This is a genomic window from Streptomyces sp. NPDC031340 (assembly GCF_055569945.1).
On record NZ_JBVIIE010000003.1, the window covers coordinates 197,024 to 222,777 of the forward strand.

Sequence of the window (25,754 nt, forward strand, 5' to 3'; positions counted from 1 at the left end):
GTCCACCGCAAACTTCGGGCCCGCGCCCCCACCGCGAGACCGGTTCACCTTACATCGATGGTTGACGGGGGAACTTTCCCCTGGCTGACGGGAGATTCGATGGTTGACGGGGAGATCAGACACTGATGCACACCGACCTCGTGGCCGCGCTCGACATCGGCGGCACCAAGATCGCCGGCGCCCTGGTGGACGGCCTCGGCCGGATCCTGGTGCGAGCGCAGCACGCGACGCCCGCTCAGGAGGACGGCGAGACCGTCATGGGAGCGGTGGAGGAGGTGCTCCGCGAACTGACCGGCTCGCCGCTGTGGCCGAGGGTCACGGCCCTCGGCATCGGCAGCGCCGGGCCGGTGGACGCCTCCGCGGGCACGGTGAGCCCGGTGAACGTGCCGGGCTGGCGGGCCTATCCGCTGGTGCGGCGGGTGCGGGAGGCGACCGGTGGACTGCCCGTGTCGCTGATAGGCGACGGCGTGGCGATCACCGCCGCCGAGCACTGGCAGGGCGCCGCACGCGGACACGACAACGCGCTGTGCATGGTGGTCTCCACGGGCGTCGGCGGCGGTCTGGTGCTGGACGGCCGGCTGCACCCGGGCCCGACCGGCAACGCGGGCCACATCGGCCACATCAGCGTCGACCTCGACGGAGACGCCTGCCCGTGCGGCTCGCGGGGCTGCGTCGAGCGCATCGCGAGCGGGCCCAACATCGCCCGCCGCGCCCTGGCCGACGGCTGGCGGCCCGGCCCCGACGGTGACGCCTCCGCCGCCGCGGTCGCCGCGGCCGCCCGCGCCGGCGACCCGGTCGCCCTCGCCTCCTTCGAACGGGCCGCCCAGGCGCTGGCCGCCGGCATCGCGGCCACCGCGACCCTGGTCGAGATCGACATCGCCGTGATCGGCGGCGGGGTGGGCAAGGCGGGCGAGGTGCTGTTCACGCCGCTGCGCAAGGCCCTCGGCGACTACGCCACCCTGTCCTTCGTACGGCAGCTGACCGTCGCGCCGGCCCAGATGGGCACGGACGCGGGCCTGGTGGGAGCCGCCGCGGCGGCCCTCGCCGGACACCCGGACACGGCCCCGGTCTGACCGGAGCCCGGCAGACGGGAAGGCAGGAACGTTCCCGCGACGCCGCGTGCCGCGCCGTCGCGCGCTGAGCTCCGTGGCCTGAGCCCCGTGCCCGGCCCGGGGCACGGTGCCCGGGCGTCGGGGGTCCGGTGCCGAGCCGTGTCTGCGGGCGCTGAGTTCCGTGCCGCGGTACTGCGCCCACGTGCCTCGTGCCTGAGCATCCTGGGCACGGTGGTTCCCGCGCGCTGCGTGCTGCGCTCCCGCGCGCTGAGTCCCGTGTCCCGGGCCCGGGGCACGGTGCCTGGGCGTAGGGAGCCCCGGTGCCGAGCCCTGTTTGCTGGGGCGCTGAGCTCGGTGCCGGGCCTCGTGTCCCGTGCCTGGGCATCCTGGGCCCGGGGCCGACACCTGTGTGCCGGCCCCGGCCCGGTGGACGGGCTCGGTGGGGCGGCGGCGCGCACCCGCGCACCCCGGCGTCGTGCTTCGAGTCGTCGTATGCCCGCCTCGGCGGGCGGCCGTGGGGGCGGTGGGCGTCGCGACGGTGTTGGGGGCGCGGCGGACTTGTCGGTGACGTGGTCGGGCAGGAAGGGCCCGGACGCGGCGGCTCGTGGGCCGGCGGAGCGGCCGCCGTGGCGTCGGCGGGCGATCACGTCATTAGGAACGGTCCCATGCGACGCGACGAGCACGGGAGCGTGACCCGGATGCCGTCCGCGCAGTTGGGACGGGCATGAAGAAGCGCAGCATGCTCGCCATCGCCTCCCTCGCCACCGGCTTCGTCGTCGCGGCCGTGACCCCGTCCCACGCCCACCCGGCGGACGCCCTCGGAGACCTGAACGTGCCGGACGCCGTCGGCAGCGTCGACCACACCGTCGCCCACGACAGCCTGGCCCTCGACGACGCAGCCGTCGGCAACGACGCCTGAGGCGGCCGGACGGCCGGAGCGGCGCCGGCGCCCCAGGGACGGGGACTCCGGCGCCGCTCCGTGTGCCCTCAACTGGGGCTGGTTTCCGTGGCAGGGTGGAGCGGGCAAGCCACAGGGGGCCAACAGAAGAGGGGGACCCGTCCGTGATCGTGTGGATCAACGGAGCGTTCGGTGCGGGAAAGACCACCACCGCACGGGAACTGATCGAACTGATCCCGAACAGCACGCTCTTCGACCCCGAGGTCATCGGCGCGGCGCTCACGCACCTGCTGCCGCCCAAGCACCTCGCCGAGGCCGGCGACTTCCAGGACCTGCCGATCTGGCGGCGGCTCGTGATCGACACCGCGGCCGCGATGCTCGCCGAGCTGGGCGGGACCCTCGTGGTGCCCATGACCCTGCTGCGCCAGGAGTACCGCGACGAGATCTTCGGCGGCCTGGCCGCGCGCCGCATCGCCGTGCGGCATGTCCTGCTCGCCCCGGCCGAAACGATACTGCGTGCGCGCATAGCCAACCGGGAGGTCCCCGACGACCTCCCGGACGCGGACGTACGGGCCCGGCAGTGGGCGTACGACCACATCGCCCCCTACCGGGCCGCCCTGGCCTCCTGGCTCACGGCCGACGCCCACCTGGTGGACACCAGCGGCTTGAGTCCCTACGAGACGGCGGTGCGCATAGCGGGGGCCGTGAGCAGCGGCGACGTGCCGGTGTGCGACATCGTGCAGACGCCCGAGCCCACCGCCGAGACGCTCGCCGCCGGCGTCCTCCTCTTCGACGAGCAGGACCGTGTGCTGCTGGTCGACCCCACCTACAAGGCGGGCTGGGAGTTCCCCGGCGGCGTCGTCGAGCCGGGCGAGGCCCCCGCACGGGCCGGTATGCGGGAGGTCGCCGAGGAGACCGGCATCCAGCTCGACGACGTACCGCGCCTGCTCGTCGTCGACTGGGAGGCGCCCGCGCCGCCCGGCTACGGCGGGCTGCGTCTGCTCTTCGACGGCGGCCTCCTCGACTCCGCGGAGGCGGCCCGGCTCCTGCTGCCCGGTCCCGAACTGCGCGACTGGCGCTTCGTCACCGAGCAGGAGGCCGCCGACATGCTCCCGCCGGTCCGCTACGAGCGGCTGCGCTGGGCCCTGCGGGCGCGGGAGCGCGGAGCGGCGCTGTACCTGGAGGCGGGCGTCCCGTGCGGCTGAGCCGGCGACGGCCGCCGCCCCGGCTCGCAGCTGGCCGAGTTCAGCGGGCGTCCGCCTGCCGGTCCGCCGCCCGCCGGAGCACGGTGGAGGCCCCGCCGTTCACCGGGTCGCCGTGGCCGAAGCACGCCACGTCCGCGTCGAGCGCCGCCGGCCGGCGGAACGAGTCGCGCCCCACCGTGCTCGGGTTCGCCTCGCAGCTGCACGCGCCGGACCCCGCTCGGGTCGGCCACAAGGCACCGCGCCTCACAGCCGACCTGATCCGAACGAAGGGCCCAGCTGCCGGCAGAGCGGTCAGCTCGCCGCGTAGTTGCGCAGGAACAGCGCCTCCGTCACCGACAGACGCTCCAGTTCCGCGGGCGACACGCTCTCGTTCACGGCGTGGATCTGCGCCTCCGGCTCGCTCAGCCCGATCAGCAGGATCTCCGCACGCGGGTAGAGGGACGCGAGGGTGTTGCACAGCGGGATCGAGCCGCCCTGGCCGGCGTACTGCATCTCCTGGCCGGGGTAGGCGACCGCCATCGCGTCCGCCATGGCCTGGTACGCCGGGCTGGCGGTGTCCGCGCGGAAGGGCTGACCCTGGCCGATCTGCTCGGTGCTCACCCGCGCGCCCCACGGCGTGTGCGCCTGGAGGTGGGCCTGCAGCAGCTTGGTCGCCTCGGCCGCGTCCACGCCCGGCGGCACCCGCAGGCTGATCAGCGCACGGGCGCTCGCCTGCACGGACGGGGTGGCGCCGACGACCGGCGGGCAGTCGATGCCGAGCACCGTGACGGCCGGACGCGCCCAGATCCGGTCGGCGACCGCGCCGGAACCGATCAGCCGTACGCCGTCGAGCACCTTGGCGTCCTGGCGAAACTGCTCCTCGTCGTAACTCAGCCCCTCCCACGGCGTGGCGGGGGCCAGACCGTCGACCGTCGTCGAGCCGTCCTCGGCGCGCAGTGAGTCGAGGACGCGGATCAGCGCGGCCAGCGCGTCCGGCGCGGCGCCACCGAACTGCCCGGAGTGCAGGTTGCCTTCGAGGGTGTCGATCTGCACGCGGACCATGGTCATGCCGCGCAGGGTCGAGGTGACCGTCGGCAGGCCCACCCGGAAGTTGCCCGCGTCGCCGATGACGATGGTGTCGGCCGCGAGCAGGTCCGGGTGCTCCTCGGCGTAGCGCTCCAGGCCGCCCGTGCCCTGTTCCTCCGAGCCCTCGGCGATGAACTTCACGTGCACGGGTATGCCGCCGTCGGCCTTGAGGGCGCGCAGCGCGAGCAGGTGCATGATCACGCCGCCCTTGCAGTCGGCGGCGCCGCGCCCGTACCAGCGGCCGTCGCGTTCGGTCAGCTCGAAGGGCGGGGTGGTCCAGGCGGATTCGTCCAGCGGGGGCTGCACGTCGTAGTGGGCGTACAGCAGCACCGTCCTGGCGCCTTCGGGGCCGGGCAGGAAGCCGTAGACCGACTGGGTGCCGTCCGGCGTGTCGAGCAGGGCGACGTCCTGGAAGCCCTCGGCGGCGAGCGCGTCGGCGACCCAGCGGGCGGCGCCCTCGCTCTCGCTCCTGGGGAACTGGTCGAAGTCCGCCACCGACTTGAAGGCCACCAGCTCGGCGAGCTCCGTCCTCGCCCTCGGCATCAGCGAGGCGACGGTCTCGGCGACCGGATTCGACGACATGGGCACGCTCCTTGTGGGTGCGACGTTGTACGAGTGAAGTGCAGCGATCCTCCCACAGCGGCCTGCGACGACGTCCGCCGTAGGATGCACGGGACAGGTGCGGCAGCGGCTTGATCGGAGCAGTAGACCATCGTGAGCGGCGAGAACTCTTCGGCGGACGACGTGCAGCGGGTGTGGGACGTCGTCGTGGTGGGCGCGGGACCCGCGGGGGCCTCGGCCGCCTACGCGGCGGCGGTCGCGGGGCGGCGCGTGCTGTTGCTGGAGAAGGCCGAACTGCCGCGCTACAAGACGTGCGGCGGGGGCATCATCGGCCCCTCGCGCGACTGTCTGCCGCCCGGGTTCGAGCTGCCGCTGCGCGACCGGGTGCACGCGGTGACGTTCTCCAACAACGGCCGCTTCACGCGCACCCGTCGCTCCAAGCAGATGCTGTTCGGGCTGATCAACCGGCCCGAGTTCGACCAGCAGTTGGTCGAACACGCGCAGAAGGCGGGCGCCGAACTGCGTACCGGCATCACCGTGCTGCGCGTCGAGCAGCACGGTTCGGCGGTGCCCGACCGGCGCACGGTCGCCGTGGTCCTGCAGGGCGGCGAGACGCTGCTGGCGCGGGCGGTCGTCGGCGCGGACGGCAGCGCCAGCCGGATAGGGGCGCACGTCGGCGTCAAGCTCGACCAGGTCGACCTCGGTCTGGAGGCCGAGATCCCGGTGCCGGAGACCGTCGCCGAGGACTGGAAGGGGCGGGTGCTCATCGACTGGGGCCCGATGCCCGGCAGTTACGGCTGGGTGTTCCCCAAGGGCGACACTCTGACGGTCGGTGTGATCTCCGCGCGCGGCGAGGGCGCCGCCACCAAGCGGTACCTGGAGGAGTTCGTCGGCCGGCTCGGCCTCGCCGGCTTCGAACCGAGCGTCTCCTCCGGCCATCTGACGCGCTGCCGGGCCGACGACTCGCCGCTGTCGCGGGGGCGGGTGCTGGTGTGCGGCGACGCGGCGGGGCTGCTGGAGCCGTGGACCCGGGAGGGGATCTCCTTCGCGCTGCGCTCCGGCCGGCTGGCGGGGGAGTGGGCGGTGCGCATCGCCGAGGCGCACGACGCGGTGGACGCCCGGCGCCAGGCCCTGAACTACGCGTTCGCGATCAAGGCGGGCCTCGGTGTCGAGATGAGCGTCGGCAAGCGGATGCTGGCCGCCTTCGAGCGCCGCCCCGGGCTGTTCCACGCGGCGCTAACCGGTTTCCGCCCCGCGTGGAACGCGTTCAAGGACATCACCCAGGGCTCGACCTCGCTCGGCGAGCTCATCCGCAGCCATCCCATGGCGCAGCGGGCACTGGGCGTGCTGGACCGCCGTCCCGCCGCCGAGGGCGAGGTCACCCCGTGACGGTGATGCGGAAGACGGGGTGGTCGGGGGCGATGCGGCGCAGTTCGGCGTCGGGGGAGTCGGGGCCGACGCCGTTGAAGAACACCCCCACCTCGGCCTTCCAGCGCTTGAGGTAGGCGCGCAGCAGCGGGACCTTGTCGTCGTCGGCGACCTCGACGGCGGTGAACACGTCCACGCGCTTGCCGAGATGCAGCTCGCCCCCGCCGGCCGCGCGCATGTTGTGCGTCCACTGGACGTGCCCGCGCGGGGCGAGCAGGTACTGCTGTCCGTCCACGGTCAGCAGGTTCACCGGGGTGGTCCGCCACTGTCCGCTCTTGCGGCCGCGGACCGCCAGCACCCTGGAGCCCCAGACGCTGACGCCCCGGCGGGTCATCCACGCGACGAAGCGGTTCATGACGTTGACGGTGAACCAGCCGGGCTTCTGGACGTGCGTGGACATGGTGATCCCCATCTGCTTCAGAGCGTCGCTCTCTTTTGTGAGCACTGCTCTCGCTCGTAGGACAGTCTGCACGCGTCGGCGTCCCACCGCAAGAGCACTGCTCTCTTTTGTGTTCACTGCTCCTGTCTGTGTGCACTGCTCTCGTTCCGTGCGAGACTGCTTCCATGAGCACCGCACACAGCGCCCGCGCCCGCGCCCGGATCGAGGTCACCGCGGCCATCAAGGACGCGGCCCGCAGACAACTGGCGGCCGACGGTGCCGCCAAGCTCTCGCTGCGCGCCGTGGCCCGCGAGCTCGGCATGGTCTCCTCGGCGCTCTACCGCTACTTCCCCAGCCGCGACGACCTGCTGACCGCCCTCATCATCGACGCCTACGACTCCCTCGGCGAGGCCGCCGAGGCGGCGCACCGAGCCCTCGCCGACACCGCCGCCCCCCTCCACCGCTGGACCGCCGTGTGCGGGGCGGTACGCGACTGGGCACTCGCCAACCCGCACGAGTACGCGTTGATCTACGGCACGCCGATCCCGGGCTACGCCGCCCCCGACACCACCGTCCCGGCCGCCGCCCGCGTCCCCCTCCTGCTGATCGGCGTCGTGCGCGACGCGCACCGGGACACCGGCCTGAGCGAGCCCCCACTGCCCGCCGAACTGCGCACCGAGGCCGAGCGGATGACCACCGACGTCGCCCCGGACCTCCCACCGGCCGTGGCGGCGGCCCTGGTCGCGGCCTGGGCCGAGCTGTACGGGCTCGTCGGGTTCGAACTGTTCGGCCAGTTCAACCGGGTCGTCGAGGACCGGGAGCCGTTCTTCCGGTACGCCGTGGACCGGCTGGGCCGCGCGGTGGGCCTGACATAGGCCCGTGGGCCGGCGGGCGTACTTCCGGGGGAGTACGTGTGATCACCTCGTCCGGCCGACGCCCGCCGCGCCGCGCGCCGTCTAGCGTGGCGGTCATGGCGAAGCAGTGGATGCCCGGCGCCGGAAGCCCGCCGTGGTGGCGCTCCGGGCCGCCACCGTGGCCGGGCCGTCGGGGCGAAGAGGAGCGGACGGACCCCCGGGGCGAAGGGGAGCGGACGGACCGCCTGCCGTGGCGCTCGACCCTGCTGCTCACCGCGTTCGTGCTGGCCGGCTCCGCCTTCGTGGCCCGCGGACAGCCCGAGCGGGCCCCGCTCGACGTCTTCGCGCGGGTGCTGCTGCTGGTCGGCTCGGGCCTGCTGCTGTGGCGGGGGCGCCACCCGGTGGCCGTCGTGTTCGGCACGGCCGGGGCCGCCGTGCTCTACCTGGGCGCCGGGTATCCGTACGGCCCGGTCCTCCTCACCGTCGTGGTGGCCTGCTTCGGCGCCGTGGTCTCCGGGCACCGCCGGGCCGCCTGGGCCGCGGTGGGGATGCTCTGGGCCGGTCACGCGCTGGTGGCCCATCTGCTCTACCGGTGGCTGCCGCCGGCCGGGGACGGGCCGGCCTCCTGGGGGCAGGAGGCCGTGATCGCCGCCTGGGTGGCCGCGATCGCCGCGGTGGCCGAACTGGCCCGGACGCGGCGTGAGCAGTGGGCGCGGGAACGGGCCGAGCGGGCGCAGGCGGCGCGCCGCCGGGCCGACGAGGAGCGGCTGCGGATCGCCCGCGAACTGCACGACGTCCTCGCCCACAGCATCTCCGTGATCCATGTCCAGGCGGGCGTCGGACTGGCCCTCCTCGACACCGACCCGGAGCAGGCCCGCACCGCGCTCACCACCATCAAGGCCGCCAGCAAGGAGGCGCTCGGCGAGGTGCGCCAGGTGCTCGGCACGCTCCGCACGCCGGGCGACGCGCCGCGCGCCCCGGCGCCGGGCCTGGCGGGGCTGCCCGAACTGGTACGGCAGGCGGCGAGCGCCGGACTCACCGTCACCGTCGAGGGCGAGACTCCCCGGCTCGCGCCGGGCACCGACCTCGCCGCCTTCCGCATCGTCCAGGAGGCGCTCACCAATGTCGTACGGCACTCGGGCTCGCGCGACGCGCGGGTGCGCGTGGAACGCGACGGCCGAGTGCTGCGGCTGCGCGTCGACGACGACGGGCCGGCGACCGGCGCCGACGCGGGCGGCAGCGGCAACGGACTGGCGGGGATGCGGGAGCGGGCGGTCGCGCTGGGTGGCACGATCGACGCGGGGCCGCGCCCCGACGGGGGGTTCCGGGTGCTCGCCGTACTGCCGTTTCGGGGTAAGGCCGAGGAGGACGACCGGTGATCCGCGTACTGCTCGCCGACGACCAGTCGCTCGTGCGCGCCGGTTTCCGGGCGCTGCTCGACGCCCAGCCGGACATCGAGGTGGCGGGGGAGGCCGCCGACGGCGAGGAGGCGCTGCGCGAGGTGCGCGAACTGCGCCCGGACGTCGTCCTGATGGACATCCGCATGCCGTTGCTGGACGGTCTGGCCGCCACCCGCCGCATCACCGCGGACGCCTCGTCGCGGGACGTCAGGGTGGTCATGCTGACCACGTTCGAACTCGACGAGTACGTCTTCGAGGCGATCCGCGCCGGCGCCTCCGGCTTCCTGGTCAAGGACACCGAACCGGACGAACTCCTGCGCGCCGTGCGGGCGGTGGTCGCCGGGGACGCGCTGCTGTCGCCCGGCGTCACCCGCCGTCTGATCGCCGAGTTCGCGGCCCGCTCCAAGGAGCCCGCGGCCGAGGCGGCGCTCGCCCGACTCACCGAGCGGGAACGGGAGGTGATGGCCCTGGTCGGCCTCGGCCTGTCCAACGACGAGATCGCCCGCCGCCTGGTCGTCAGCCCGCTCACCGCCAAGACCCACGTCAGCCGCACGATGGTCAAGCTCGGCGCCCGCGACCGGGCCCAACTGGTCGTCCTCGCCTACGAGTCGGGCCTGGTGCGCCCCGGCTGGCTGGGCTGACCCGACCGCTGGAAACGCAGCAGCACGCTGACCACCCGGACGGCGAACAGCACGGCCGCGATCACGAGACCCGCGCGCACCAGCAGCACCGAGAAGGCCGGGGGCAGCTCGAAGGCCAGCGCCGGGCCCGCCACCGCCCCGAAGACCACCGCCGCCGCGAACGCCGCACTGCACAGCGCGTACCCGATCTCGACGGTGATCGCGTCCCGCTCGGCCTGATCGCGTCGTCCCCCGTGATGCTCCATGGGACGAGTCAACAGCCGGGCGCCCGGCGAAGCAACCGGCTCCGCCGGGCGCCCGCGGGGAGAGCACCTTCGGGCCGAGCCGAGCCCTGCCTCAGGCCCCGGCGGACCGATCCCGCCTCGGGCCCCGGCGGACCGATCCCGCCTCGGGCCCCGGCGGACCGATCCCGCCTCGGGCCCCGGCGGACCGATCACGCCTCGGGCCCCGGCGGACCGATCACGCCTCGGGCCCCGGCGGACCGATCACGCCTCAGACCCCGGCGGACCGATCCCGCCTCAGACCACCGGGGACAGCTCCCGCCACAGCTCGGCGACCGACGCGTCGCCGCTCACGTCCGGCAACGGCGCCCGGTTCCACAGCGCGAGGTACAACCGCTCGGCGGGCCCGGCCACTTCGCAGTCGGCGGGCTCCTCGCCGCCCCGCTCGGTCACCGGCGCCTCCGGCGACAGCCGCACGGTCCACACGGCGCCGTCCACGTCCGTCGCCCGCACCCGCAGCACCCTGGGCTTCTCACTGCGGACCCGGCTCCTGGTGCGGGCGTGGAAGCCGCGCAGCAACTCGTCGATGCCGTCCGCCGCGAAGGCGGGGGAGATCCCGGTGGGCGTGCCGCCGCTCGCCGTCTCCACGTCGACGCGGTGCACGGTCGTCTCGTGCGCCTGGCGACGCGCCCAGAAGGCGAGCGGTGACGGGGCGGGCAGGAAGTGCCAGCACTCGACGCCGGGCGCGGCGGATGCCAACGTGCCGACCAGGCTGCGGTGCGACTCGCGGTACCAGTCCACCAGTTCGGCGCCGTCCTCGCCGGGCTCGTCCGGCATGGGCCGGAAGGAGGGGTGCCGCTCGGCGACGAACGCCGCCGCCCACCGGTGCACCACCCCGGTGTGCCGCAGCAGGTCCCGCACCTGCCAGCCCGGGCAGGAGGGGACCTCGGCGTCGCTCCCCGCCGCCTCCGCCGCCGCGGCCAGCAGGCGGCCCTCCCGGTCGAGGATGCGCACGAACTCGGCTGTCTCCATGGGGGGAGTCTGCCGGACGGAGTACGGTCGAACGCAAGCGGACCCGCGCCCGGCACGCACGCGCCGCACGCCGCGCCCGGCGCCCGGGACCCCGCGCTGCGCGCCCGGCGCACCCCGCCCCGCATGCCGCGTCCGCCCCGCAGCCACGCCTGGCACGCACGCCACGCCCCGCGCCCGGGACCCCGCGCTTCCGGGCCTGGGACCCCGGGCTCAGCGCCCGGCACGCCACGCCCCGCGCCCGGCGCACCCCGCCCCGCACGCCGTGACGCGCGGCGGTCGCCGCCGGACACGCCGCCGGATGGCTCAAAAGCCCTGAATCGGCATAAACGGGTCATATCTTGCTCGGCATGGCGAAAATCCATATCACCTGCCTGGCATGTACCGCGGCGGTCTTCGCGACCGCGTTCGGCGCGGCCTCGCCGGGCGCCGGTCACAAGGTCCCTACGGTCCATAAGGTCCGTCCGGGACAGTCGATCCAGAAGGCGGTGGACGCCGCCGCGCCCGGAGACACCGTCGTCGTCGAACCGGGCGTCTACCGCGAGAGCGTCGAGGTGACCACGCCCGGGCTCACCCTGCGCGGCAGCGGCGGCAGGACCGTGCTCAAGCCGGGCGCGACCCCCGTCACGACCGCCGGCACGGGCACCGGCGGCGGCCCGGCCGAGAGCCATGGCAAGGAGCCGGGCACGGTTCCGGGCAAGCGCGGGGGCGCCGAGAGGTCCGCCGTCAGCTGCGCCGCGGGCGGCAACGGCATCTGCGTGGTGGGCACCAAGGGCCACGAGGTGAAGGGCGTCACCGTCGCGTCCCTGACGGTGACCGGCTTCGCCAGGGCCGGCGTGTACAGCACGTACACCACCGACCTCACCGTCCGCGACGTGGCCGCGGTCAGGAACACCGTGTGGGGCATCGCCCAGGAGCGCTCGGTCCACGGCGTGTTCCAGGGCAACACCGTGCGGGACAACGGCGACGCGGGCCTGTTCATCGCCAACACCGTCAAGACCGAGGAAGGAGCCGTGGACACCCGGGGCACGGTGGTGGAGTACAACCGGCTGCAGGGCAACCGCACCGGCCTCACCGTCCGTCGCCTGCGTGACGTCGACGTGGTGCGCAACGACATCACCGGCAACTGCGTGGGCGCCTTCCTCGTCGGCGACGAGAACAAGCCGAAGTCCGGCGACCTGGTCGTCGCCTACAACCGCATCGTCCGCAACAACAAGTCCTGCCCCAAGACCGCGCGCCTGCCCGCCCTGCAGGGGTCCGGTGTCGTCCTCACCGGCATCGAGCAGACCGCGGTGCGGGACAACTGGATCACGGACCACGCCGGCACCTCTCCGCTGTCGGGCGGCATCGTGCTGTTCAAGAGCTTCGTCGGCGCCACCAACGACCACAACCGCATCAGCGACAACGTGCTGCGGCGCAACTCCCCGGCCGACCTGGTCAACGCGGACACCGGCAGGGACAACAAGTTCGTCGACAACACGTGCCGGGTGTCGAAGCCCGCGGCACTGTGCTGACCGGCCGCCCGCGGCCGGCTGTGAACCACCCAACGAAGGAAGGCGGCACATGACGACCGAACAGACCGCACCACCGCCGTCCATGCGGCTCAGGGAGCTCGCATTCGGGGCGGCGTGCGCCGCCGCCCTCCGCGCGGCGGCCCGGCTCGGCGTCGCCGACGCGCTCGGCGACGGTCCCGTGAGCGTGGAGGACCTGGCGGCCTCGGTGAAGGCCGAACCCCGGCCGCTGCGACGGCTGTTGCGCGCCCTGTCCTGCTACGGCGTCTTCGCCGAGCGGCCGGACGGGACGTTCGAGCACACGGACATGTCCCGGCTGCTGCGCGAGGACGACCCGCACAGCCTGCGCTACATCTCGCTGTGGTGCACCGAACCGTGGACCTGGGACGCCTGGCCGAAACTGGACGAGGCGGTGCGCACCGGCCGCAACGTCGTGGAGGACCTGTACGGCAAGGAGTTCTTCGTCTACCTCAACGAGGACGCCCCCGAGTCGGCCGACGTCTTCAACCGCGCCATGACGACCTCCAGCAGGCAGTCCGCCCAGGAGGTCGCGGACGTCCTCGACCTGTCGGGCAGCACGTCGGTCGTGGACATCGGCGGCGGCCAGGGCCACGTCGTGGCGAGCCTGCTCGACAAGTACCCCTCGATGCACGGCACCCTGCTCGACCTGCCGCAGGTGGTGGAGCGGGCCGATCCGCGGCTGCGCGGCTCGGGCGATCTCGCCGGCCGGGTGAGCATCGTCCCCGGCGACTGCCGTGAGGCGGTCCCCGTCCGGGCCGACGTGTACGTCATCAAGAACATCCTGGAGTGGGACGACGACAGCACCGCCCGCACCCTGCGCAACGTCATCGAGGCGGGCGGCCCCGGCGCCCGGGTCGTCGTCATCGAGAACCTGGTGGACGACACCCCCTCGATGCGGTTCAGCACCGGCATGGACCTGCTGCTGCTCCTCAACGTCGGCGGGGCCAAGCACACCACCGAGAGCATGGTCGGCCGACTGACCGACGCGGGACTCGTCATCGACGACATCCGCCCGGTCAACCCCTACCTGCACGCGTTCGACTGCCACGTCCCCGCCTGACCGGGCACACCCGACCGCACAGACCACCGACCGCACAGACCACCGACCGCACAGACCACCGACCGCCGGGTCCGCAGCGCCACGGACCCGGCGGCCGGTCGTACGGGGCCGGCATCACCGGACCGAGTCGCGCTCCCAGAGGTAGAAGCGCTTCGCCATGGCGTCCTCCGGCGTACGCCAGGTCTCCGGGTCGTAGGCGGAGACGTGCGCCTGGAGCCGCTCGCTGAGGTCCCGGAACTCGGGGTGACCGGCCACCTCGGCGATGACCGGCCGCGGGTCGTGCTCGGTCTCGATGAGGTGCAGGTACACGTCGTTGAACTGGAAGAGGCTGCGCCGGGAGACGCCGACCAGGTGTGGCAGTTCCCCCCGGTCGGACTCCGCGAACAGCTTGGCGATGTCCGGGGCCGAGCCCGGGGCCATCCGGGCGACGATCACTGTCTGGTGCATGGGGCTGTCTCCGTTCGGTTCAGTGGTCCAGGCCCGGCGCGGACCCGCGTTCGGCGGCGGTCTTCTCGACGCGGTCCCGGATCAACGCCATCTGCACCTGGGAGTTGCGGTTGATGTTGTCCGTCATCCAGGCGTCGTCGACGGGCGCGTCCGGCTTCATCGCGAAGTCCTGCGTCCACACCATCCGCACGCCCTCGGGCGTCTCCTCGTACTCCCACAGGATGTTCATGTAGGAGAAGGGGCCGGTCTCGACCCGGCGGGCGCGCACGGTCAGCGCCTCGCGGTCCGGCTCCCGCTCCGAGACCCAGCTCCACACGGTGCCGTTCTCGTCGGGGTGCATGGTCAGCCGGAACCGGGTGCGGGCGCCGTCCCGGGACAGGATCTCCACGGAGGCGTACTCGCTGAACAGCTGCGGCCAGCGCTCCAGGTCGTTGGTCATGTCCCACACCAGGTCCAGCGGTGCGGCGATGACGATCTCGTTCTGCGTGTGTCCGGCCATGTCACACTCCTGCCACGAGGGCGCTGTTGACGAGGTCGAGGAACTCCCGCGGCGTCTTGCAGCGCTCCGCGTCGGGGGGCAGCGACGTGCCGTAACGGTTCTCCAACTCGCCGACGACGCCGAGCAGTCCGAGCGAGTCGATGCCGATGACGTCGAACCCGGTGTCGTAGCGCTCCTGCAGTTCCTCGGGAGCGACGGTGACGCCGGCGGCCTTCTTCATCAGCTCGGCCAGCTCTTCCACCGTGATGCGGTCACTCATGTGGTTGTTCTCCTTGGCTTGTCGGTGCCTCACTGGGAGGCGTCGGCGGCGCCGCGCCGCAGCACGAGCGCCGAGTTCGACCCCATCAGTCCCCGGCTGAGGACCAGCGCCGTGCGCAATTCGGCGGGACGGGCCCGCCCGGTCACGAGGTCGAGGTCGTGGCAGACGTCGAAGACGTTCGGGGTGGGCGGTATGAGGCCGTGCTCCATCGCGAGCACCGCCGCGGCGGTGTCCAGCACCGGCGCCGCGCAGTAACTGCGGCCGATGCCGGTCTTGGGCGCGGTCACGGGCACCCGGGTGCCGTGCGCCCCGAGTGCGTCCGCGATCGCCAGGGCCTCGGCGCGGTCGGCCTCCGGCACGCCGAGCGCGTCGGCGAAGACGACGTCGATCTCCTCCGGGGCGCAGCCGGCCTGGGCCAGCGCGCCGCGGACGGCGTGGGCGAGTCCCTGCCGGGACTCCTCCCAGCGGGAGGAACCGGTGAACGTGGCCGCGTGCCCCGCGATCAGCGCCCGCGCGGGCGCGCCCCGGTCGCGGGCCGCGTCCTCGTCCTCCACCACGAGCATGGCGCCGCCCTCCGCGGGCACGAAGCCGCAGGCTCCCGCGGTGAACGGGCGGTAGGCCCGCTCCGGGTCCTCCGCCGTGCTCAGCTCGGGATAGCCGAGCTGACACACGATCGAGCACGGGGCCAGCGGCGCCTCGGTCGAACCGACGACGACCGTGTCGGTGCCGTTGCGCACCACGCGTGCCGCCTGGGCCAGGGCGTCCAGGCCGCCGGCCTCGTCGGCGGCCACCACCGAGCAGGGGCCCCGGAAACCGTTGCGGATGGAGATCTGGCCGGTGCTGGCGGCGTAGAACCAGGCGATGGACTGGTAGGGGCCGACGAACTTGCTGCCCTTCCCCCACAACGCCTGCAGCTCGCGCTGCCCGAACTCGCCGCCGCCGGAGCCCGCCGCGGTGACCACCCCGACGGAGAACGACGCCTCGCCCGAGTCCGCCGGGCCGAGGCCCGCGTCGTCCAGCGCGCGGTCGGCCGCGGCCATCGCGAAGTGCGTGAACCGGTCGGTCTGGACGAGGTAGCGCTCCTCGACAGCCGAGGACGGCTCGAAGCCCCGGATCTCGCCGGCCACCCGCAGTGGCAGGTGCGTACAGCCCTCGCGGCTGACCCGGTCCAGGACGCTGAGGCCCTCCTGAGTGGCCTTCCAGAAGGTTTCGGTGCTGGTTCCGTTCGGCGCCACCACACCGATGCCGGTGACGACGGCGCGTCGTGGTCGCGGTTGGCTCATGGTGTCCTCTCCCTCGGCCGGGTCAGGACCACCGCCGACTGGAATCCGCCGAACCCGCTGCCCACGGACAGGACGCTGTCCAGTTTCCGCTCACGGGCGACGCGGGGGACGTAGTCCAGGTCGCACTCCGGGTCCGGCGTCTCGTAGTTCGCGGTGGGCGGTACCACCTGGTGGGCCAGGGCCAGCACGCAGGCGACGACCTCGATGGCGCCGATCGCGCCGAGGGAGTGGCCCACCATGGACTTGATGGAGCTCATGGGGGTGTCGTAGGCGTGCTGGCCCAGGGCCCGTTTCACCGCCGCGGTCTCGTGCCGGTCGTTCTGCTGGGTGCCCGATCCGTGGGCGTTGACGTAGTCGATCGCCGTGGGGTCGAGCCGGGCGTGGTCCAGGGCCGTCTCGATCGCCCGGGCCATCTCCACGCCCTCCCGGGTCAGACCGGTCATGTGGTACGCGTTGCCGAAGCTGGCGTAGCCTCCGATCACGCAGTAGACGGGCGCGCCGCGGGCCAGGGCGTGCTCGAGCTCCTCCAGGACCAGGACGGCGCCGCCCTCGCCCATGACGAACCCGTCCCGGTCGGCGTCGAAGGGGCGCGAGGCGTGAGCGGCGTCGTCGTTGTTCGGGGAGGTGGCCTTGATCGCGTCGAAGCAGGCCATCGTGATCGGGGAGATCGGGGAGTCCGAGGCGCCGGCCAGACAGACGTCGGCCCGGCCCTCCTCGATCGTGTGGAACGCGTAGCCGACCGCGTCCAGGCCCGAGGTGCAGCCCGTGGAGACGGTCTGCACCGGTCCGTGTGCCCCGAACTCCTCGGCCACCGCCGAGGCGAGGGTGCTGGGCGAGAACGCGCGGTGCAGGTGCGGCTCGGCCCGGTGGTGGTCCGCGTCCCACCGCTGGCCGCGGTGGGAGACCAGGACGTAGTCGTGCTCCAGCCGGGTGGTGCCGCCGACCGCCGTGCCCAGTGACACCCCGACCCGCCAGGGGTTCTCCCGTTCCAGGTCGAGGCCCGCGTCCAGTACCGCCTCCCGGCCCGCCACCAGGGCGAACTGGATGTACCGGTCGCTGCGCGCGATCTCCTCCGGGCCGAGCCCGTGGGCCGCCGGGTCGAAGTCGCACTCGGCGGCGATGCGCGAACGCAGGCCGGCCGGATCGAAGAACGTGATGCCCCGGGTCGCGGTACGACCGTGGGACAGCAGGTCCCAGAACGCCGGTACGCCGATACCGCCGGGTGCGACCACGCCTATGCCGGTGACCGCCACACGCCTGGTCATGACGGGACCTGACGTCGCTCGGCCTTCCGGCCCTCGGCCGCGGCGGCCGCGGGCTGCTCGGTGTCGACGTGACCGAGCTCCGGACGCGGCGCCAGCGGGCCGAGGTGGAAGACGACCCGGGCCTCCACGTCGCCCACATTGCGGAAGCGGTGGCGCATGTGAGTGGGGATCAGGAGTCCCTGCTCCGGCCGCAGCGGCTGGGGCTCGCCGTCCAGGTCGACCTCCAGTTGCCCGCAGACGACGTAGATGAACTCCTCGGAGTACGGGTGGTAGTGCTCGGCGACGCTGTCGCCGGGCTGCACGATGGCCACTCCCATGAAACCGCTGGTGGAGCCGACCGTGGTGGGGGTGAGCATGGCGCGCAGATCGCCGCCGCGCCGAGTGTTGGGCTCGACGTCGCTGAGATCCACGATTCTTGGGCGGGGTTTGGGCACGACGTTGCTCCGATCATGTGCTGTTTCGAGAGGGGCCGTGGCAGAGGGCCGTGGCCGCTGCGATCCGGGCCGGACGGGTTCAGCCCTCGGCGGAGCTGCGGTCGGTGACGAGCTGCATGCGGGCGAGCTTCAGCAGGCGCGCGAGGTCGCCGTCGCCCGGCAGCGTCGTCAGCTCGGCCAGCGGGCCGGGGTCCGGGATACCGAGGACCAGCGCGGGGTCGGCGGCGTCGAGCCCGCCCCGCACGTCGATCAGCCGCACCACGACCTGGTCCCGCTCGAAGAGGGTGCTGCGTACGACGGGGCTGCGCGGGTCGTCCGCCACCGCCTCGTCCTGCCGGGCCAGCAGCTCGGCCAGCCGCAGGCCGCAGCCGGGCCGGGCCGGGAAGTACAGGGCGTGCCGCTCCGTCTCCGCGTCCGGCTCTCCCGCCGTCACGTGGTGCACGGCGGGGAGCGCCGCCCGGGTGAAGAAGACCCGCGCGGACTCGGGGTCGTCGAGGTCGCGGTCCTGCTCCAGGTACGGGTTGATGGCCTCCTCGACCGCCCGCACCTCCGGCTGCCGGGCGACGTGACGCAGCGCCGCCATCAGGTCGCCCCGCACCTCGATGGCCCGGAACACGCGGTTGCCGTGCATGAACAGCGAGGTGCGGCACAGCCGGGTGGTGTCGTCGACCCGCGCCTCGGGCGGGTCGTAGTCGGACAGGATCGCCGCCACCGCCGCCTCGCTGCCCGGCTTGACGGTGAAGGTCAGCGCGTGCCGGATGAGGCCGTCACCGATCCGCGGCTCGGCCTGCAGCCGGCGTTCGCCGGGGTCGGCCTGCGACGGGCCACCGGTCTCGCGGACGATGTGGAAGCGCAGCGACCTGGTGTCCCGGACACAGCTGTGCAGTGGCTCCACCATCCGCACGTGCTCCTCGCTGTTGACCCAGGTGAGGAACGGCGGGGCGCTCTCCCACTCGCTGGTGATCAGCCACTGGGAGGGGTTCTCGACCGACTGGCACAGCTGGTCGCTGACGTGTCCGGGTACGGACGCCACCTGGTTGCACAACTGCTCGTAGGCCTCCAGGAACTGCTGCTGGGCTCCGTCGTAGACGTCCACCAGCAGGACGACACGGAGCCTGGAGCCGTCGAACACGGACTGGGAGACCCGGTTCGACATCTGACGTGCCAGTGATTCTGCGGCCGTCGTGGACGTGGTGGTCATGTGCGCAAATCTCCTTCGGGGGCTGTGGGGCGTCGGCCGCGGTGACGCGACGTCAGCGTGCCTCGATCCTGTGCCCGTCCCTGGAAGGCCGCGACTCGGATGAACTATGCGGGTGACCCGCTCCCGGCGCGCCGGGGTTCACCGGAGATGGGCGAAGACCACCAGGTTGTCCGTGTAGTCCCGGACCGTGCGGTCGTAGTCGCCCGCACAGGTGATCAGCCGGACCTGGGCCTGAGGCGTGTCGGCGTAGACGCGATCGCTGGGGAATTCGTCCTTGCGGAAGGTCTCCGTGTCGTCGACGACGAAGGTCGCCTTGCGCCCGTCGGCGCGCACGACGGAGAACTGGTCCCCCTTGGTCAGCTCGCTGAGCCCGGCGAACACTGCCGCGGACGTCGTCGTGTCGACGTGGCCCGCGATGATCGCGGTGCCCGCTTCGCCGGGGGAGGCGCCCTTGGCGTACCAGCCGACGAGGTTGGTGTCGTGTGCGGGCGGGGGTTCGAGCTGGCCGGTGGGACCGATGTCGAGGTCCGTGAAGGGGGCGTCGACCGAGATCTTGGGGATGAGCAGGCGCACCGGCCGGGACCGGGGCAGGTGCCGGTCCGCTCCCTGCGCGCCTGACGAGGCCGGCGCGTCGGCCTGCGAGGAGGCCTCCGGGGCAGCCTGCGGCACGGCCTGCGTGGAGGCGGCGACCGGCACGCGGGGCTCGTCGGACTTCTTGTCCTGGCTGCCGAGCAGGCTCACCGCGAGGACCAGGAGGCCGGCGGCGCACAGCATGGTCAGATTCGAGGCGGACTTCTGTCCGGGGGGACGGGGCGAAGCCGGCTCGTGGTCGGGGGCGGGCGGAGCGGGGGCTGCCATGGAAAGGACCACCTCACTTGGACGCGGCAGCGGGACGCGAGGGTACGAAAGGGCCGGCCGGGCCGCCACCGGGCACGCGGGTGGCGGCCACGGCGGCTATCGCATCCGGCATGGATCAGGCCAGGCCTGCGGCGCTCTTCTTACGGCGCGCCGTGTACAGACCGGCACCGGCGACCGCCAGGACGGCCAGGCCGCCCGCCGTCACGCCCGGGTTGGCGAGGGCGCCGCCACCGGTGTGCATCCCGCCCTTCGGCTTCTTGTACTCGCCGCCCCACGACTTCTCGCCGCTCCAGTCCTTCTCCTTCTCCTTGCCCTTGTCCTTGTAGGACTCGTCGCCGCCCCAGTCGCCGTTGACCGCGGTCAGCGCGCCGCCGCCGGTGTGCATCCCGCCGTGGGGCTTGCCGTACTCGTCCTTCTCCTTCTTGCCGTAACCGTCCTCCTTCTTGCCGTCCTCCTTCTTGCCGTAGCCGTCCTCCTTGCCGGAGTCCTCCTTGCTGTAGCCGGAGTCCCCGTGGCCGCTGTCACCCCCGTAGGCGTAGGCAGAGACGCCCGGGGCGCCGAGGGCGAGGACGGCCGAGGCCGCCCCGGTGGCCAGGAGCATGCGAGCAGAACGCATCTGATGTTCCTTCCGTCTCGGGCCGGGCAGCTGGTGCTTCGTCAGCTGGAATGACCCGGCCTCGATATGAACCACCGTCAGGCAGTCCGCCGCCGCTCACCACTCGGGGCGCTCACCCGGGTGACGGCCGGCCCGTCTCCGGCTCCGCGTTCACCGGCCCGGCCGAACGTCCCGGCCGGATGCGGGCAGGGCCAGCAGCGTGGTCAGCACCTCGCGCAGCGCCGCTTCGGCATCCGCCGCCGGACCCGTCGACCGCCAGGCCACGAACCCGTCGGGGCGGACGAGCACGGCGCCCCCGGCCGCCGTGCCGTGGCGCTCCGTCCAGCCCGCGCCGTCCTCGGGCACCAGCTCGGCGTCCGGCCCGGTCCCCACCTGGTAGGAGACCAGCGGGACGGACAGCCGCTCGGCGAGCCGGACGGCGGCCTCGTGCCATCCGTTCGGCACGTCGGCGTCGCTGAGCAGGACCAGCGAGCGTTCGTAGAGGTCGAGGGTGGAGATCCGGCGGCCCCGGTGCGCCATCCACAGATGGGGCGCCCGGCTGCCGGATTCCCCCGTCAGCTCCAGCCGCTCCGGCACGACCGGGGTCGCGGGATCGGCGCCGACGACGGCGCCGCGCGGATAGCGGTAGCCGAGGGCGACGTTCAGCAGTCCGCGCTGGGGCCCGCCACCGCTGCCGGGCGGCGGGGCGAAGCCGGGGTGGCTGTGCTCGGCGGACCGGGCGGCCGCCCGGGCGCTGGTCGCCTCCGCCACCGGACGCCGCTCGGCGTCGTAGGAGTCCAGCAGCCCTTCCCCCGCCCAGCCGCCGAGCACCGCGGCCAGCTTCCAGGCGAGGTTGTGCGCGTCCTGGATGCCGGTGTTGGAGCCGAAGGCGCCCGTGGGGGACATCTCGTGGGCCGAATCGCCGGCCAGGAACACCCGTCCGGACCGGTAGCTGCGCGCCACCCGCTGCGCGGCGTGCCAGGGGGCCCGGCCGGTGATCTCCACGTCGAGGTCCGGGTCGCCGACCGCCCGGCGGATGTGGCCGGCGCAGCGCTCGTCGGTGAACTCCTCCAGCGTCTCGCCGTGTTCGGGGTGCCAGGGGGCGTGGAAGACCCAGTTCTCGCGGTTGTCCACCGGCAGCAGCGCGCCGTCGGCGTCCGGACGGGTGAGGTAGCAGACGATGAACCGCCGGTCGCCGACGACCTCGGCGAGGCGGCGGGAACGGAAGGTGACGCTGACGTTGTGGAACAGGTCTCCCGGTCCGCTGTGGCCGATGCCGAGCTGCTCCCGGACGGGGCTGCGCGGGCCGTCGGCGGCGACCAGGTAGTCGGCGCGGATCGTGGTGTGCTCGCCCGTGCGCCGGCTCTTGACCACCGCGGTGACACCCGCCGCGTCGGTGTCGAACGACATCAGTTCGGTGGAGTAGCGCAGATCGCCGCCGAGCCCCGCGGCATGGTCGAGCAGCACCGGTTCCAGGTCGTTCTGGCTGCACAGGCACCAGGAGGTGGGGCTGAAGCGGGCCAGCCCGCCGCCCGGGTCGATCTCCTTGAACAGCCATTCACCCTCCTCACCGACGAGGGCCGGCGTCTGCAGGATGCCGTGGTTGCCGGCGAGGGTGACCGCGGCCGCGTGGATCGCCGGTTCGACGCCGGCCACCCGGTAAAGCTCCATCGTGCGCACGTTGTTGCCCCGGCCGCGGGGATGGATGGAGGTGCCGGCATGCCGCTCGACGAGCGTGTGCCGCACCCCCAGCCTGCCGAGGAACAACGAGGTCGACAGGCCGACCAGGGAACCGCCGACGATGAGGACCGGGACGCGCTGCTCCGTCCCGTCCGCCCGTTCGGCTCTTGCGTTCATCACGTGCCTCCAGCGTGTCGTGTCCGCCGTCCCGGCCGGATACGGCGGGGATCTTCATCCATGCCCCGCGGCGCGGAGGGCGGCTCAGGCTTCACCCGCTTACGTGACACGGGCCCGACCGGTCCCGGAACCACCCCGCAGGGTTGACGTGTACTTGGCGAAGATGGCTTCATGGGAGCGCTCCCACATTCAGTCCCGTTCCTCTTCCGACGCCCGAGTCATCCGGCGCTCACTCCCCTGGAGCCGCAGTGAGAACACCCAGAACCACGACCGCACCGAGGAGCACGGCACGAAAGCGCCCGCTGGAGGGCCTGTTCACCGTGCTGGCGAGCCTGCTCGGGCTCGTCCTCGTCACCGCCGCCTTCCCCGCCGTCGCACACGCCGAGCCGCCCGGTGTCCGCGCGGCCGGCCTGCACATCAGCGACGGCCGCCTGGTCGAGGGCAACGGCAACGACTTCGTGATGCGCGGCGTCAACCACGCCCACACCTGGTACCCCGGCCGCACCCGGCAGTCGCTGGCCGACATCAAGGCGCTGGGCGCCAACACGGTGCGCGTCGTCCTGGCCGACGGCCACCGCTGGAGCGCGAACAGCCCCGCCGACGTGGCCGACGTCGTCGCGCAGTGCAAGGCCAACCGCCTCATCTGCGTCCTGGAGGTGCACGACACCACCGGCTACGGCGAGGACAGCGCGGCCGGCACGCTGGACGAGGCCGCGGACTACTGGATCGGCCTGAAGGACGTGCTCGCTGGCCAGGAGGACTACATCGTCGTCAACATCGGCAACGAGCCCTGGGGCAACACCGACCCCGCGGGCTGGACCGAGCCGACCGTCGCCGCCGTGAAGAAGCTGCGCGCCGCCGGCCTCGCGCACACCCTCATGGTGGACGCGCCCAACTGGGGCCAGGACTGGCAGGGGGTCATGCGCGCCCAGGCCCGGTCGGTCCACGACGCCGACCCCACCGGCAACCTGATCTTCTCGATCCACATGTACAGCGTCTTCGACACCGCCCAGGAGATCACCGACTACCTGAACGCTTTCGTCGACGCCGGACTGCCCATCCTCATCGGCGAGTTCGGCGGCCCCGCCGACCAGTGGGGCGACCCGGACGAGGACACCATGATGGCTGCCGCCGAGCAGCTGGACCTCGGCTACCTGGCCTGGTCCTGGAGCGGCAACACCGACCCGGTCCTGGACCTGGCCACCGGCTTCGACGCCACCCGGCTCAGCTCCTGGGGCGTGCGCGTCTTCAACGGCGCCGACGGCATCGCGCGGACCGCGAAGGAGGCCACCGTCTACGCCGGGCAGAGCTCCGGCGACACCCAGGCGCCGACCGCCCCCGGCACCCCGAGCGCGTCCTCGGCGACGGCCAGGTCGGTCACCCTCACCTGGGCCGCCGCCACCGACGACGTCGGCGTCGCCGGCTACGACGTGGTGCGCGTCGCCGGCGACGGCACCGAGACCAGGGTCGCCACCTCCACCACCGGGACCGCCACGGTGACCGGCCTGACCGCCGCCACCGCGTACACCTTCGCCGTCCGCGCCCGCGACGCGGCCGGGAACCGCTCGCCCCGCTCGGCGACGGTGGACGTCACCACGGCCGAGGGCGCCAAGGCGTCGTGCTCCGTCGGCTACCGCATCGTGGGGGAGTGGCCGGGCGGCTTCCAGGGCGAGATCACCATCGGCAACACCGGCACCACCGCCATCGACGGCTGGACGCTCGGCTTCGCCTTCGCCGACGGCCAGACGATCTCCAACATGTGGGGCGGGACGCCCACCCAGAGCGGCGGCACGGTCAGCGTCGCGGCCGCCTCCTACACCAGCAGCGTCCCCGCCGGTGGCAAGGTCACCGTCGGCTTCACCGCCGCCAAGGGCACCGCGAACACGGCCCCGACGGCGTTCACGCTGAACGGGGCCGCCTGCTCCGTGAGCTGACCCGGCCTGCGCGGCGTCACCCGGCGCCGCGCAGGGCGGCCCAGGTGTCGTGTCCCACCTCGCCGTCGGGCCGGAGCCCCTGGTCGCTCTGGAAGCCGCGCACCGCGGACTCCGTACCGGCGCCGAACTCGCCCTCGGCGTCCGAGCCCGCCCCGCCGTAGCCGCGTTCGGCCAGCAGGCACTGCACCTCCAAGACCCGCCGGCCGCTGTCCCCGCGGCGGGTGAGGCCGCTGCCGGAGTAGTACGCGCACTCCGAGGGCTCCGGCTCGGTCGTGGGCTCCGAGGGTGAGGCGGTGGGCGACACGCCCGGCGACGACGGCGTCGCGGCGGCCGACGTCCCGTCGGCCGGGGCGGCGTTCGAGCGGGTGGCCGCCGCGGGGCCCGACACCGGGGGCCGGCCGGCCTCGTGGGCGAGCGCGGCGCCGTCCGCGCTCTTGCCGGACGTGCCCGGCGCGCGGTCCGACACGCCGGGCACGGGCAGCAGGCCGGGGCCGCCCGAGCCGCCGCCCGCGCCCGCCGTGGGGCGGGTCCAGGGGGCGGTGGCGGTCGCGGTGGCGTGGTGGTGATGGGCGACGACGAAGGCGCCCGCGACGGCGCAGAGGGCCAGGCCGGCGGCTACGGCCGTCGCCGGCCGTAGCCGCGCCCGGGAGCGGGCCTCCGCCGGGGGTGGAGCCGGCGCCTCCTCCGCCGCCCCGGTCCCCGCAGCCCCCGCCCGAGCCTCCGCCCCCGCAGCCCCCGCCCCCGCCTTCGACGGCTCCGGGCGGGCCTGCCGCCCGGCCGGGAGGCGGCGCAGCACCTCGTACGCCCGGTGCCGGGCCAGCACCCGGCTCTCCAGCGACTGGGGCCACACGGACGACGTGCCGGTGTGCTCCTCGGCCGCCTCGATCAGCTCCTGCGGAGCGGGCCGCAGCCCGGGTTCCTTCACCAGGCACACGGACAGCAGGGAGGCGAGGTCCGCGTCGCGGGCCCGGACCTCGTCGAGCAGGTCCTGGTCCGGCTCCTCGAACGCCACCCGGTGCATCACGTCGACGCCGGTGCCGTCGCCGAACGGGGCCCGGCCGGTGGCCGCGTAGGCCAGCGTTCCGGCCAGCGAGAACACGTCCGACGCGGTGTCGCACTGACCGGTCCTCAGGTGTTCCGGGCTCATGTAGGCCGGGGTGCCCACCCGGTTGCCGGTGCCGGTGAGGGCGCTGGAGTCGACCGCCTTCGACAGGCCGAAGTCGATCACGTACGCGCCCCAGGGGGAGAGCAGGACGTTGGACGGTTTCAGGTCGCGGTGCACGATCTCCGCGGCGGCGAGCGCCGCGAGCGCCTGTCCGACGTCGGCCACCAGCCGCCAGACGGCCGCGGTCTCCAGGGCGCCGCCCTCCCGCACGGCCGCCGCCAGGTCGAGCCCCGGCACGTACTCGGTGGCCATCCACAGCGACTCGTCGTCCCCGAAGCCCGTGCCGCACAGCCTCGGCGTGTGCGGGGTGCGGACGCGGTGGTGCACCGCCGCCTCGCGCTCGAACCGGCGCCGGAAGCCGGGGTCGTCGGCGTACTCGGGCCTGATCACCTTCACCGCGGCCAGGACGGGACTGCCGTCCGCGGGGCGGGCGAGGAAGACCCGCCCCATGCCGCCGCTGCCCAGGAGGGCCAGCGGCACGTAGGGGCCGACGCCGTCCGGGTCGCCGGCGCGCAGGGGAGAGGCGCCGACCTGCCGCAGCACGGCGGCCTCGTCCGCCGCCGGGTCCGGTACCGGCCGCTGATGTGACACTGATCCCCCGAAATTCTCTTCGACGTATGCCAGTTCGCTGT

General features: G+C 73.6%; 26 protein-coding genes. 10 read left to right on the top strand and 16 right to left on the bottom strand.

All coding sequences use genetic code 11. The features are described 5' to 3' along the window. Window positions 1–125 precede the first annotated feature (125 nt). The 3 genes from ACZ5GT_RS03415 (at window position 126) to ACZ5GT_RS03425 (ending at window position 3,155) form a co-directional block, all read left to right on the top strand. The gene (locus ACZ5GT_RS03415) at window positions 126–1,073 is read left to right on the top strand and encodes an ROK family protein (RefSeq protein ID WP_469013663.1); all 948 of its coding nucleotides are present in this window, start codon (window positions 126–128) and stop codon (window positions 1,071–1,073) included. A gap of 703 nt (window positions 1,074–1,776) precedes the next feature. Then, complete coding sequence (locus ACZ5GT_RS03420; RefSeq protein ID WP_469013665.1) at window positions 1,777–1,971, top strand: hypothetical protein; 195 nt, start codon at window positions 1,777–1,779, stop codon at window positions 1,969–1,971. 143 nt (window positions 1,972–2,114) lie between these two features. Then, the gene (locus ACZ5GT_RS03425; RefSeq protein WP_469013667.1) at window positions 2,115–3,155 is read left to right on the top strand and encodes an NUDIX hydrolase; all 1,041 of its coding nucleotides are present in this window, start codon (window positions 2,115–2,117) and stop codon (window positions 3,153–3,155) included. 40 nt (window positions 3,156–3,195) lie between these two features. Here ACZ5GT_RS03425 and ACZ5GT_RS03430 read toward each other — a convergent pair whose 3' ends face one another. Further along, a complete protein-coding gene (locus ACZ5GT_RS03430) occupies window positions 3,196–3,330 on the bottom strand; it encodes a hypothetical protein (protein WP_469013671.1) in 135 nt (44 codons plus the stop codon). A 116-nt stretch (window positions 3,331–3,446) separates the two neighbouring features. Next, complete coding sequence (locus tag ACZ5GT_RS03435; RefSeq protein ID WP_469013673.1) at window positions 3,447–4,802, bottom strand: M20/M25/M40 family metallo-hydrolase; 1,356 nt, start codon at window positions 4,800–4,802, stop codon at window positions 3,447–3,449. A 132-nt stretch (window positions 4,803–4,934) separates the two neighbouring features. Between ACZ5GT_RS03435 and ACZ5GT_RS03440 the strand changes: the two genes are divergently transcribed. Continuing rightward, window positions 4,935–6,170 (top strand): geranylgeranyl reductase family protein, encoded by a 1,236-nt coding sequence (locus ACZ5GT_RS03440; RefSeq protein WP_469013674.1) that lies wholly within the window; start codon window positions 4,935–4,937, stop codon window positions 6,168–6,170. Here ACZ5GT_RS03440 and ACZ5GT_RS03445 read toward each other — a convergent pair. After that, window positions 6,160–6,609 carry a nitroreductase family deazaflavin-dependent oxidoreductase gene (locus ACZ5GT_RS03445; protein WP_469013676.1) on the bottom strand — a complete coding sequence of 150 codons (450 nt, stop codon included), beginning with the start codon at window positions 6,607–6,609 and terminating at the stop codon, window positions 6,160–6,162. The genes ACZ5GT_RS03440 and ACZ5GT_RS03445 overlap by 11 nt on opposite strands. 164 nt (window positions 6,610–6,773) lie before the next feature. On the opposite strand from ACZ5GT_RS03445, the gene ACZ5GT_RS03450 reads away from it, so the two are divergent. The 3 genes from ACZ5GT_RS03450 (at window position 6,774) to ACZ5GT_RS03460 (ending at window position 9,483) form a co-directional block, all read left to right on the top strand. Beyond that, window positions 6,774–7,463: a TetR/AcrR family transcriptional regulator gene (locus ACZ5GT_RS03450; RefSeq protein ID WP_469013677.1), complete on the top strand. Its 690-nt coding sequence runs from the start codon at window positions 6,774–6,776 to the stop codon at window positions 7,461–7,463. Between the two features lie 95 nt (window positions 7,464–7,558). Beyond that, window positions 7,559–8,821, top strand: coding sequence for a sensor histidine kinase (locus ACZ5GT_RS03455; RefSeq protein ID WP_469013679.1), 1,263 nt, complete (start codon window positions 7,559–7,561; stop codon window positions 8,819–8,821). Beyond that, window positions 8,818–9,483, top strand: coding sequence for a response regulator (locus tag ACZ5GT_RS03460; protein ID WP_469013681.1), 666 nt, complete (start codon window positions 8,818–8,820; stop codon window positions 9,481–9,483). Before ACZ5GT_RS03455 ends, ACZ5GT_RS03460 begins: the two co-directional genes overlap by 4 nt. Here ACZ5GT_RS03460 and ACZ5GT_RS03465 read toward each other — a convergent pair. Both ACZ5GT_RS03465 and ACZ5GT_RS03470 read right to left on the bottom strand, forming a co-directional pair. Beyond that, a complete protein-coding gene (locus tag ACZ5GT_RS03465) occupies window positions 9,444–9,728 on the bottom strand; it encodes a DUF6332 family protein (RefSeq protein ID WP_469013683.1) in 285 nt (94 codons plus the stop codon). The genes ACZ5GT_RS03460 and ACZ5GT_RS03465 overlap by 40 nt on opposite strands. Window positions 9,729–10,001: 273 nt before the next feature. Beyond that, entirely contained in the window at window positions 10,002–10,736 is a 735-nt protein-coding gene (locus tag ACZ5GT_RS03470) for a maleylpyruvate isomerase family mycothiol-dependent enzyme (RefSeq protein ID WP_469013684.1), read from the bottom strand. A 347-nt stretch (window positions 10,737–11,083) separates the two neighbouring features. Between ACZ5GT_RS03470 and ACZ5GT_RS03475 the strand changes: the two genes are divergently transcribed. Together ACZ5GT_RS03475 and ACZ5GT_RS03480 are read left to right on the top strand one after the other, a co-directional pair. Beyond that, a complete protein-coding gene (locus ACZ5GT_RS03475) occupies window positions 11,084–12,247 on the top strand; it encodes a right-handed parallel beta-helix repeat-containing protein (protein ID WP_469013685.1) in 1,164 nt (387 codons plus the stop codon). Window positions 12,248–12,296: 49 nt separating this feature from the next. Further along, entirely contained in the window at window positions 12,297–13,325 is a 1,029-nt protein-coding gene (locus ACZ5GT_RS03480; protein ID WP_469013687.1) for a methyltransferase, read from the top strand. Window positions 13,326–13,439: 114 nt separating this feature from the next. Here the strand turns inward: ACZ5GT_RS03480 and ACZ5GT_RS03485 are convergent, their stop codons facing one another. The 10 genes from ACZ5GT_RS03485 to ACZ5GT_RS03530 all read right to left on the bottom strand — a co-directional run bounded on the left by ACZ5GT_RS03485 (window position 13,440) and on the right by ACZ5GT_RS03530 (window position 22,023). Continuing rightward, window positions 13,440–13,772 (bottom strand): TcmI family type II polyketide cyclase, encoded by a 333-nt coding sequence (locus tag ACZ5GT_RS03485; RefSeq protein WP_469013689.1) that lies wholly within the window; start codon window positions 13,770–13,772, stop codon window positions 13,440–13,442. 19 nt (window positions 13,773–13,791) lie between these two features. Beyond that, entirely contained in the window at window positions 13,792–14,271 is a 480-nt protein-coding gene (locus ACZ5GT_RS03490) for an SRPBCC family protein (RefSeq protein ID WP_469013691.1), read from the bottom strand. 1 nt (window position 14,272) lies between these two features. Beyond that, on the bottom strand, window positions 14,273–14,530 hold the full coding sequence (locus ACZ5GT_RS03495) for an acyl carrier protein (RefSeq protein WP_469013692.1): 258 nt from the start codon (window positions 14,528–14,530) through the stop codon (window positions 14,273–14,275). 29 nt (window positions 14,531–14,559) lie between these two features. Continuing rightward, window positions 14,560–15,813 carry a ketosynthase chain-length factor gene (locus tag ACZ5GT_RS03500; RefSeq protein ID WP_469013695.1) on the bottom strand — a complete coding sequence of 418 codons (1,254 nt, stop codon included), beginning with the start codon at window positions 15,811–15,813 and terminating at the stop codon, window positions 14,560–14,562. Then, a complete protein-coding gene (locus tag ACZ5GT_RS03505; protein ID WP_469013697.1) occupies window positions 15,810–17,078 on the bottom strand; it encodes a beta-ketoacyl-[acyl-carrier-protein] synthase family protein in 1,269 nt (422 codons plus the stop codon). The genes ACZ5GT_RS03500 and ACZ5GT_RS03505 overlap by 4 nt, the downstream gene beginning before the upstream one ends. Beyond that, window positions 17,075–17,488 carry a cupin domain-containing protein gene (locus ACZ5GT_RS03510; protein ID WP_469013699.1) on the bottom strand — a complete coding sequence of 138 codons (414 nt, stop codon included), beginning with the start codon at window positions 17,486–17,488 and terminating at the stop codon, window positions 17,075–17,077. Before ACZ5GT_RS03510 ends, ACZ5GT_RS03505 begins: the two co-directional genes overlap by 4 nt. A 103-nt stretch (window positions 17,489–17,591) precedes the next feature. Continuing rightward, complete coding sequence (locus ACZ5GT_RS03515) at window positions 17,592–18,713, bottom strand: SchA/CurD-like domain-containing protein (RefSeq protein ID WP_469013700.1); 1,122 nt, start codon at window positions 18,711–18,713, stop codon at window positions 17,592–17,594. 138 nt (window positions 18,714–18,851) lie between these two features. Continuing rightward, entirely contained in the window at window positions 18,852–19,571 is a 720-nt protein-coding gene (locus ACZ5GT_RS03520; RefSeq protein ID WP_469013702.1) for a class F sortase, read from the bottom strand. 115 nt (window positions 19,572–19,686) lie between these two features. After that, on the bottom strand, window positions 19,687–20,187 hold the full coding sequence (locus tag ACZ5GT_RS03525) for a hypothetical protein (RefSeq protein ID WP_469013703.1): 501 nt from the start codon (window positions 20,185–20,187) through the stop codon (window positions 19,687–19,689). A gap of 150 nt (window positions 20,188–20,337) precedes the next feature. Continuing rightward, window positions 20,338–22,023, bottom strand: a complete 1,686-nt coding sequence (locus ACZ5GT_RS03530) for an FAD-dependent oxidoreductase (protein ID WP_469013706.1) — start codon at window positions 22,021–22,023, stop codon at window positions 20,338–20,340. A 248-nt stretch (window positions 22,024–22,271) separates the two neighbouring features. Between ACZ5GT_RS03530 and ACZ5GT_RS03535 the strand changes: the two genes are divergently transcribed. Next, complete coding sequence (locus ACZ5GT_RS03535) at window positions 22,272–23,957, top strand: cellulase family glycosylhydrolase (protein WP_469013708.1); 1,686 nt, start codon at window positions 22,272–22,274, stop codon at window positions 23,955–23,957. A gap of 16 nt (window positions 23,958–23,973) precedes the next feature. Here the strand turns inward: ACZ5GT_RS03535 and ACZ5GT_RS03540 are convergent, their stop codons facing one another. Continuing rightward, a complete protein-coding gene (locus tag ACZ5GT_RS03540) occupies window positions 23,974–25,713 on the bottom strand; it encodes a protein kinase domain-containing protein (RefSeq protein ID WP_469013710.1) in 1,740 nt (579 codons plus the stop codon). Window positions 25,714–25,754 lie beyond the last annotated feature (41 nt).

What these genes read in the sequence shown, in the direction of transcription:
- ACZ5GT_RS03415 (WP_469013663.1), top strand. Translation starts at nt 126, where the DNA reads ATGCACACCGACCTCGTGGCCGCGCTCGACATCGGCGGCACCAAGATC.
- ACZ5GT_RS03420 (WP_469013665.1), top strand. Translation starts at nt 1,777, where the DNA reads ATGAAGAAGCGCAGCATGCTCGCCATCGCCTCCCTCGCCACCGGCTTC.
- ACZ5GT_RS03435 (WP_469013673.1), bottom strand. Translation starts at nt 4,802, where the DNA reads ATGTCGTCGAATCCGGTCGCCGAGACCGTCGCCTCGCTGATGCCGAGG.
- ACZ5GT_RS03445 (WP_469013676.1), bottom strand. Translation starts at nt 6,609, where the DNA reads ATGTCCACGCACGTCCAGAAGCCCGGCTGGTTCACCGTCAACGTCATG.
- ACZ5GT_RS03450 (WP_469013677.1), top strand. Translation starts at nt 6,774, where the DNA reads ATGAGCACCGCACACAGCGCCCGCGCCCGCGCCCGGATCGAGGTCACC.
- ACZ5GT_RS03455 (WP_469013679.1), top strand. Translation starts at nt 7,559, where the DNA reads ATGGCGAAGCAGTGGATGCCCGGCGCCGGAAGCCCGCCGTGGTGGCGC.
- ACZ5GT_RS03465 (WP_469013683.1), bottom strand. Translation starts at nt 9,728, where the DNA reads ATGGAGCATCACGGGGGACGACGCGATCAGGCCGAGCGGGACGCGATC.
- ACZ5GT_RS03470 (WP_469013684.1), bottom strand. Translation starts at nt 10,736, where the DNA reads ATGGAGACAGCCGAGTTCGTGCGCATCCTCGACCGGGAGGGCCGCCTG.
- ACZ5GT_RS03475 (WP_469013685.1), top strand. Translation starts at nt 11,084, where the DNA reads ATGGCGAAAATCCATATCACCTGCCTGGCATGTACCGCGGCGGTCTTC.
- ACZ5GT_RS03480 (WP_469013687.1), top strand. Translation starts at nt 12,297, where the DNA reads ATGACGACCGAACAGACCGCACCACCGCCGTCCATGCGGCTCAGGGAG.
- ACZ5GT_RS03485 (WP_469013689.1), bottom strand. Translation starts at nt 13,772, where the DNA reads ATGCACCAGACAGTGATCGTCGCCCGGATGGCCCCGGGCTCGGCCCCG.
- ACZ5GT_RS03490 (WP_469013691.1), bottom strand. Translation starts at nt 14,271, where the DNA reads ATGGCCGGACACACGCAGAACGAGATCGTCATCGCCGCACCGCTGGAC.
- ACZ5GT_RS03495 (WP_469013692.1), bottom strand. Translation starts at nt 14,530, where the DNA reads ATGAGTGACCGCATCACGGTGGAAGAGCTGGCCGAGCTGATGAAGAAG.
- ACZ5GT_RS03500 (WP_469013695.1), bottom strand. Translation starts at nt 15,813, where the DNA reads ATGAGCCAACCGCGACCACGACGCGCCGTCGTCACCGGCATCGGTGTG.
- ACZ5GT_RS03505 (WP_469013697.1), bottom strand. Translation starts at nt 17,078, where the DNA reads ATGACCAGGCGTGTGGCGGTCACCGGCATAGGCGTGGTCGCACCCGGC.
- ACZ5GT_RS03515 (WP_469013700.1), bottom strand. Translation starts at nt 18,713, where the DNA reads ATGACCACCACGTCCACGACGGCCGCAGAATCACTGGCACGTCAGATG.
- ACZ5GT_RS03520 (WP_469013702.1), bottom strand. Translation starts at nt 19,571, where the DNA reads ATGGCAGCCCCCGCTCCGCCCGCCCCCGACCACGAGCCGGCTTCGCCC.
- ACZ5GT_RS03525 (WP_469013703.1), bottom strand. Translation starts at nt 20,187, where the DNA reads ATGCGTTCTGCTCGCATGCTCCTGGCCACCGGGGCGGCCTCGGCCGTC.
- ACZ5GT_RS03530 (WP_469013706.1), bottom strand. Translation starts at nt 22,023, where the DNA reads ATGAACGCAAGAGCCGAACGGGCGGACGGGACGGAGCAGCGCGTCCCG.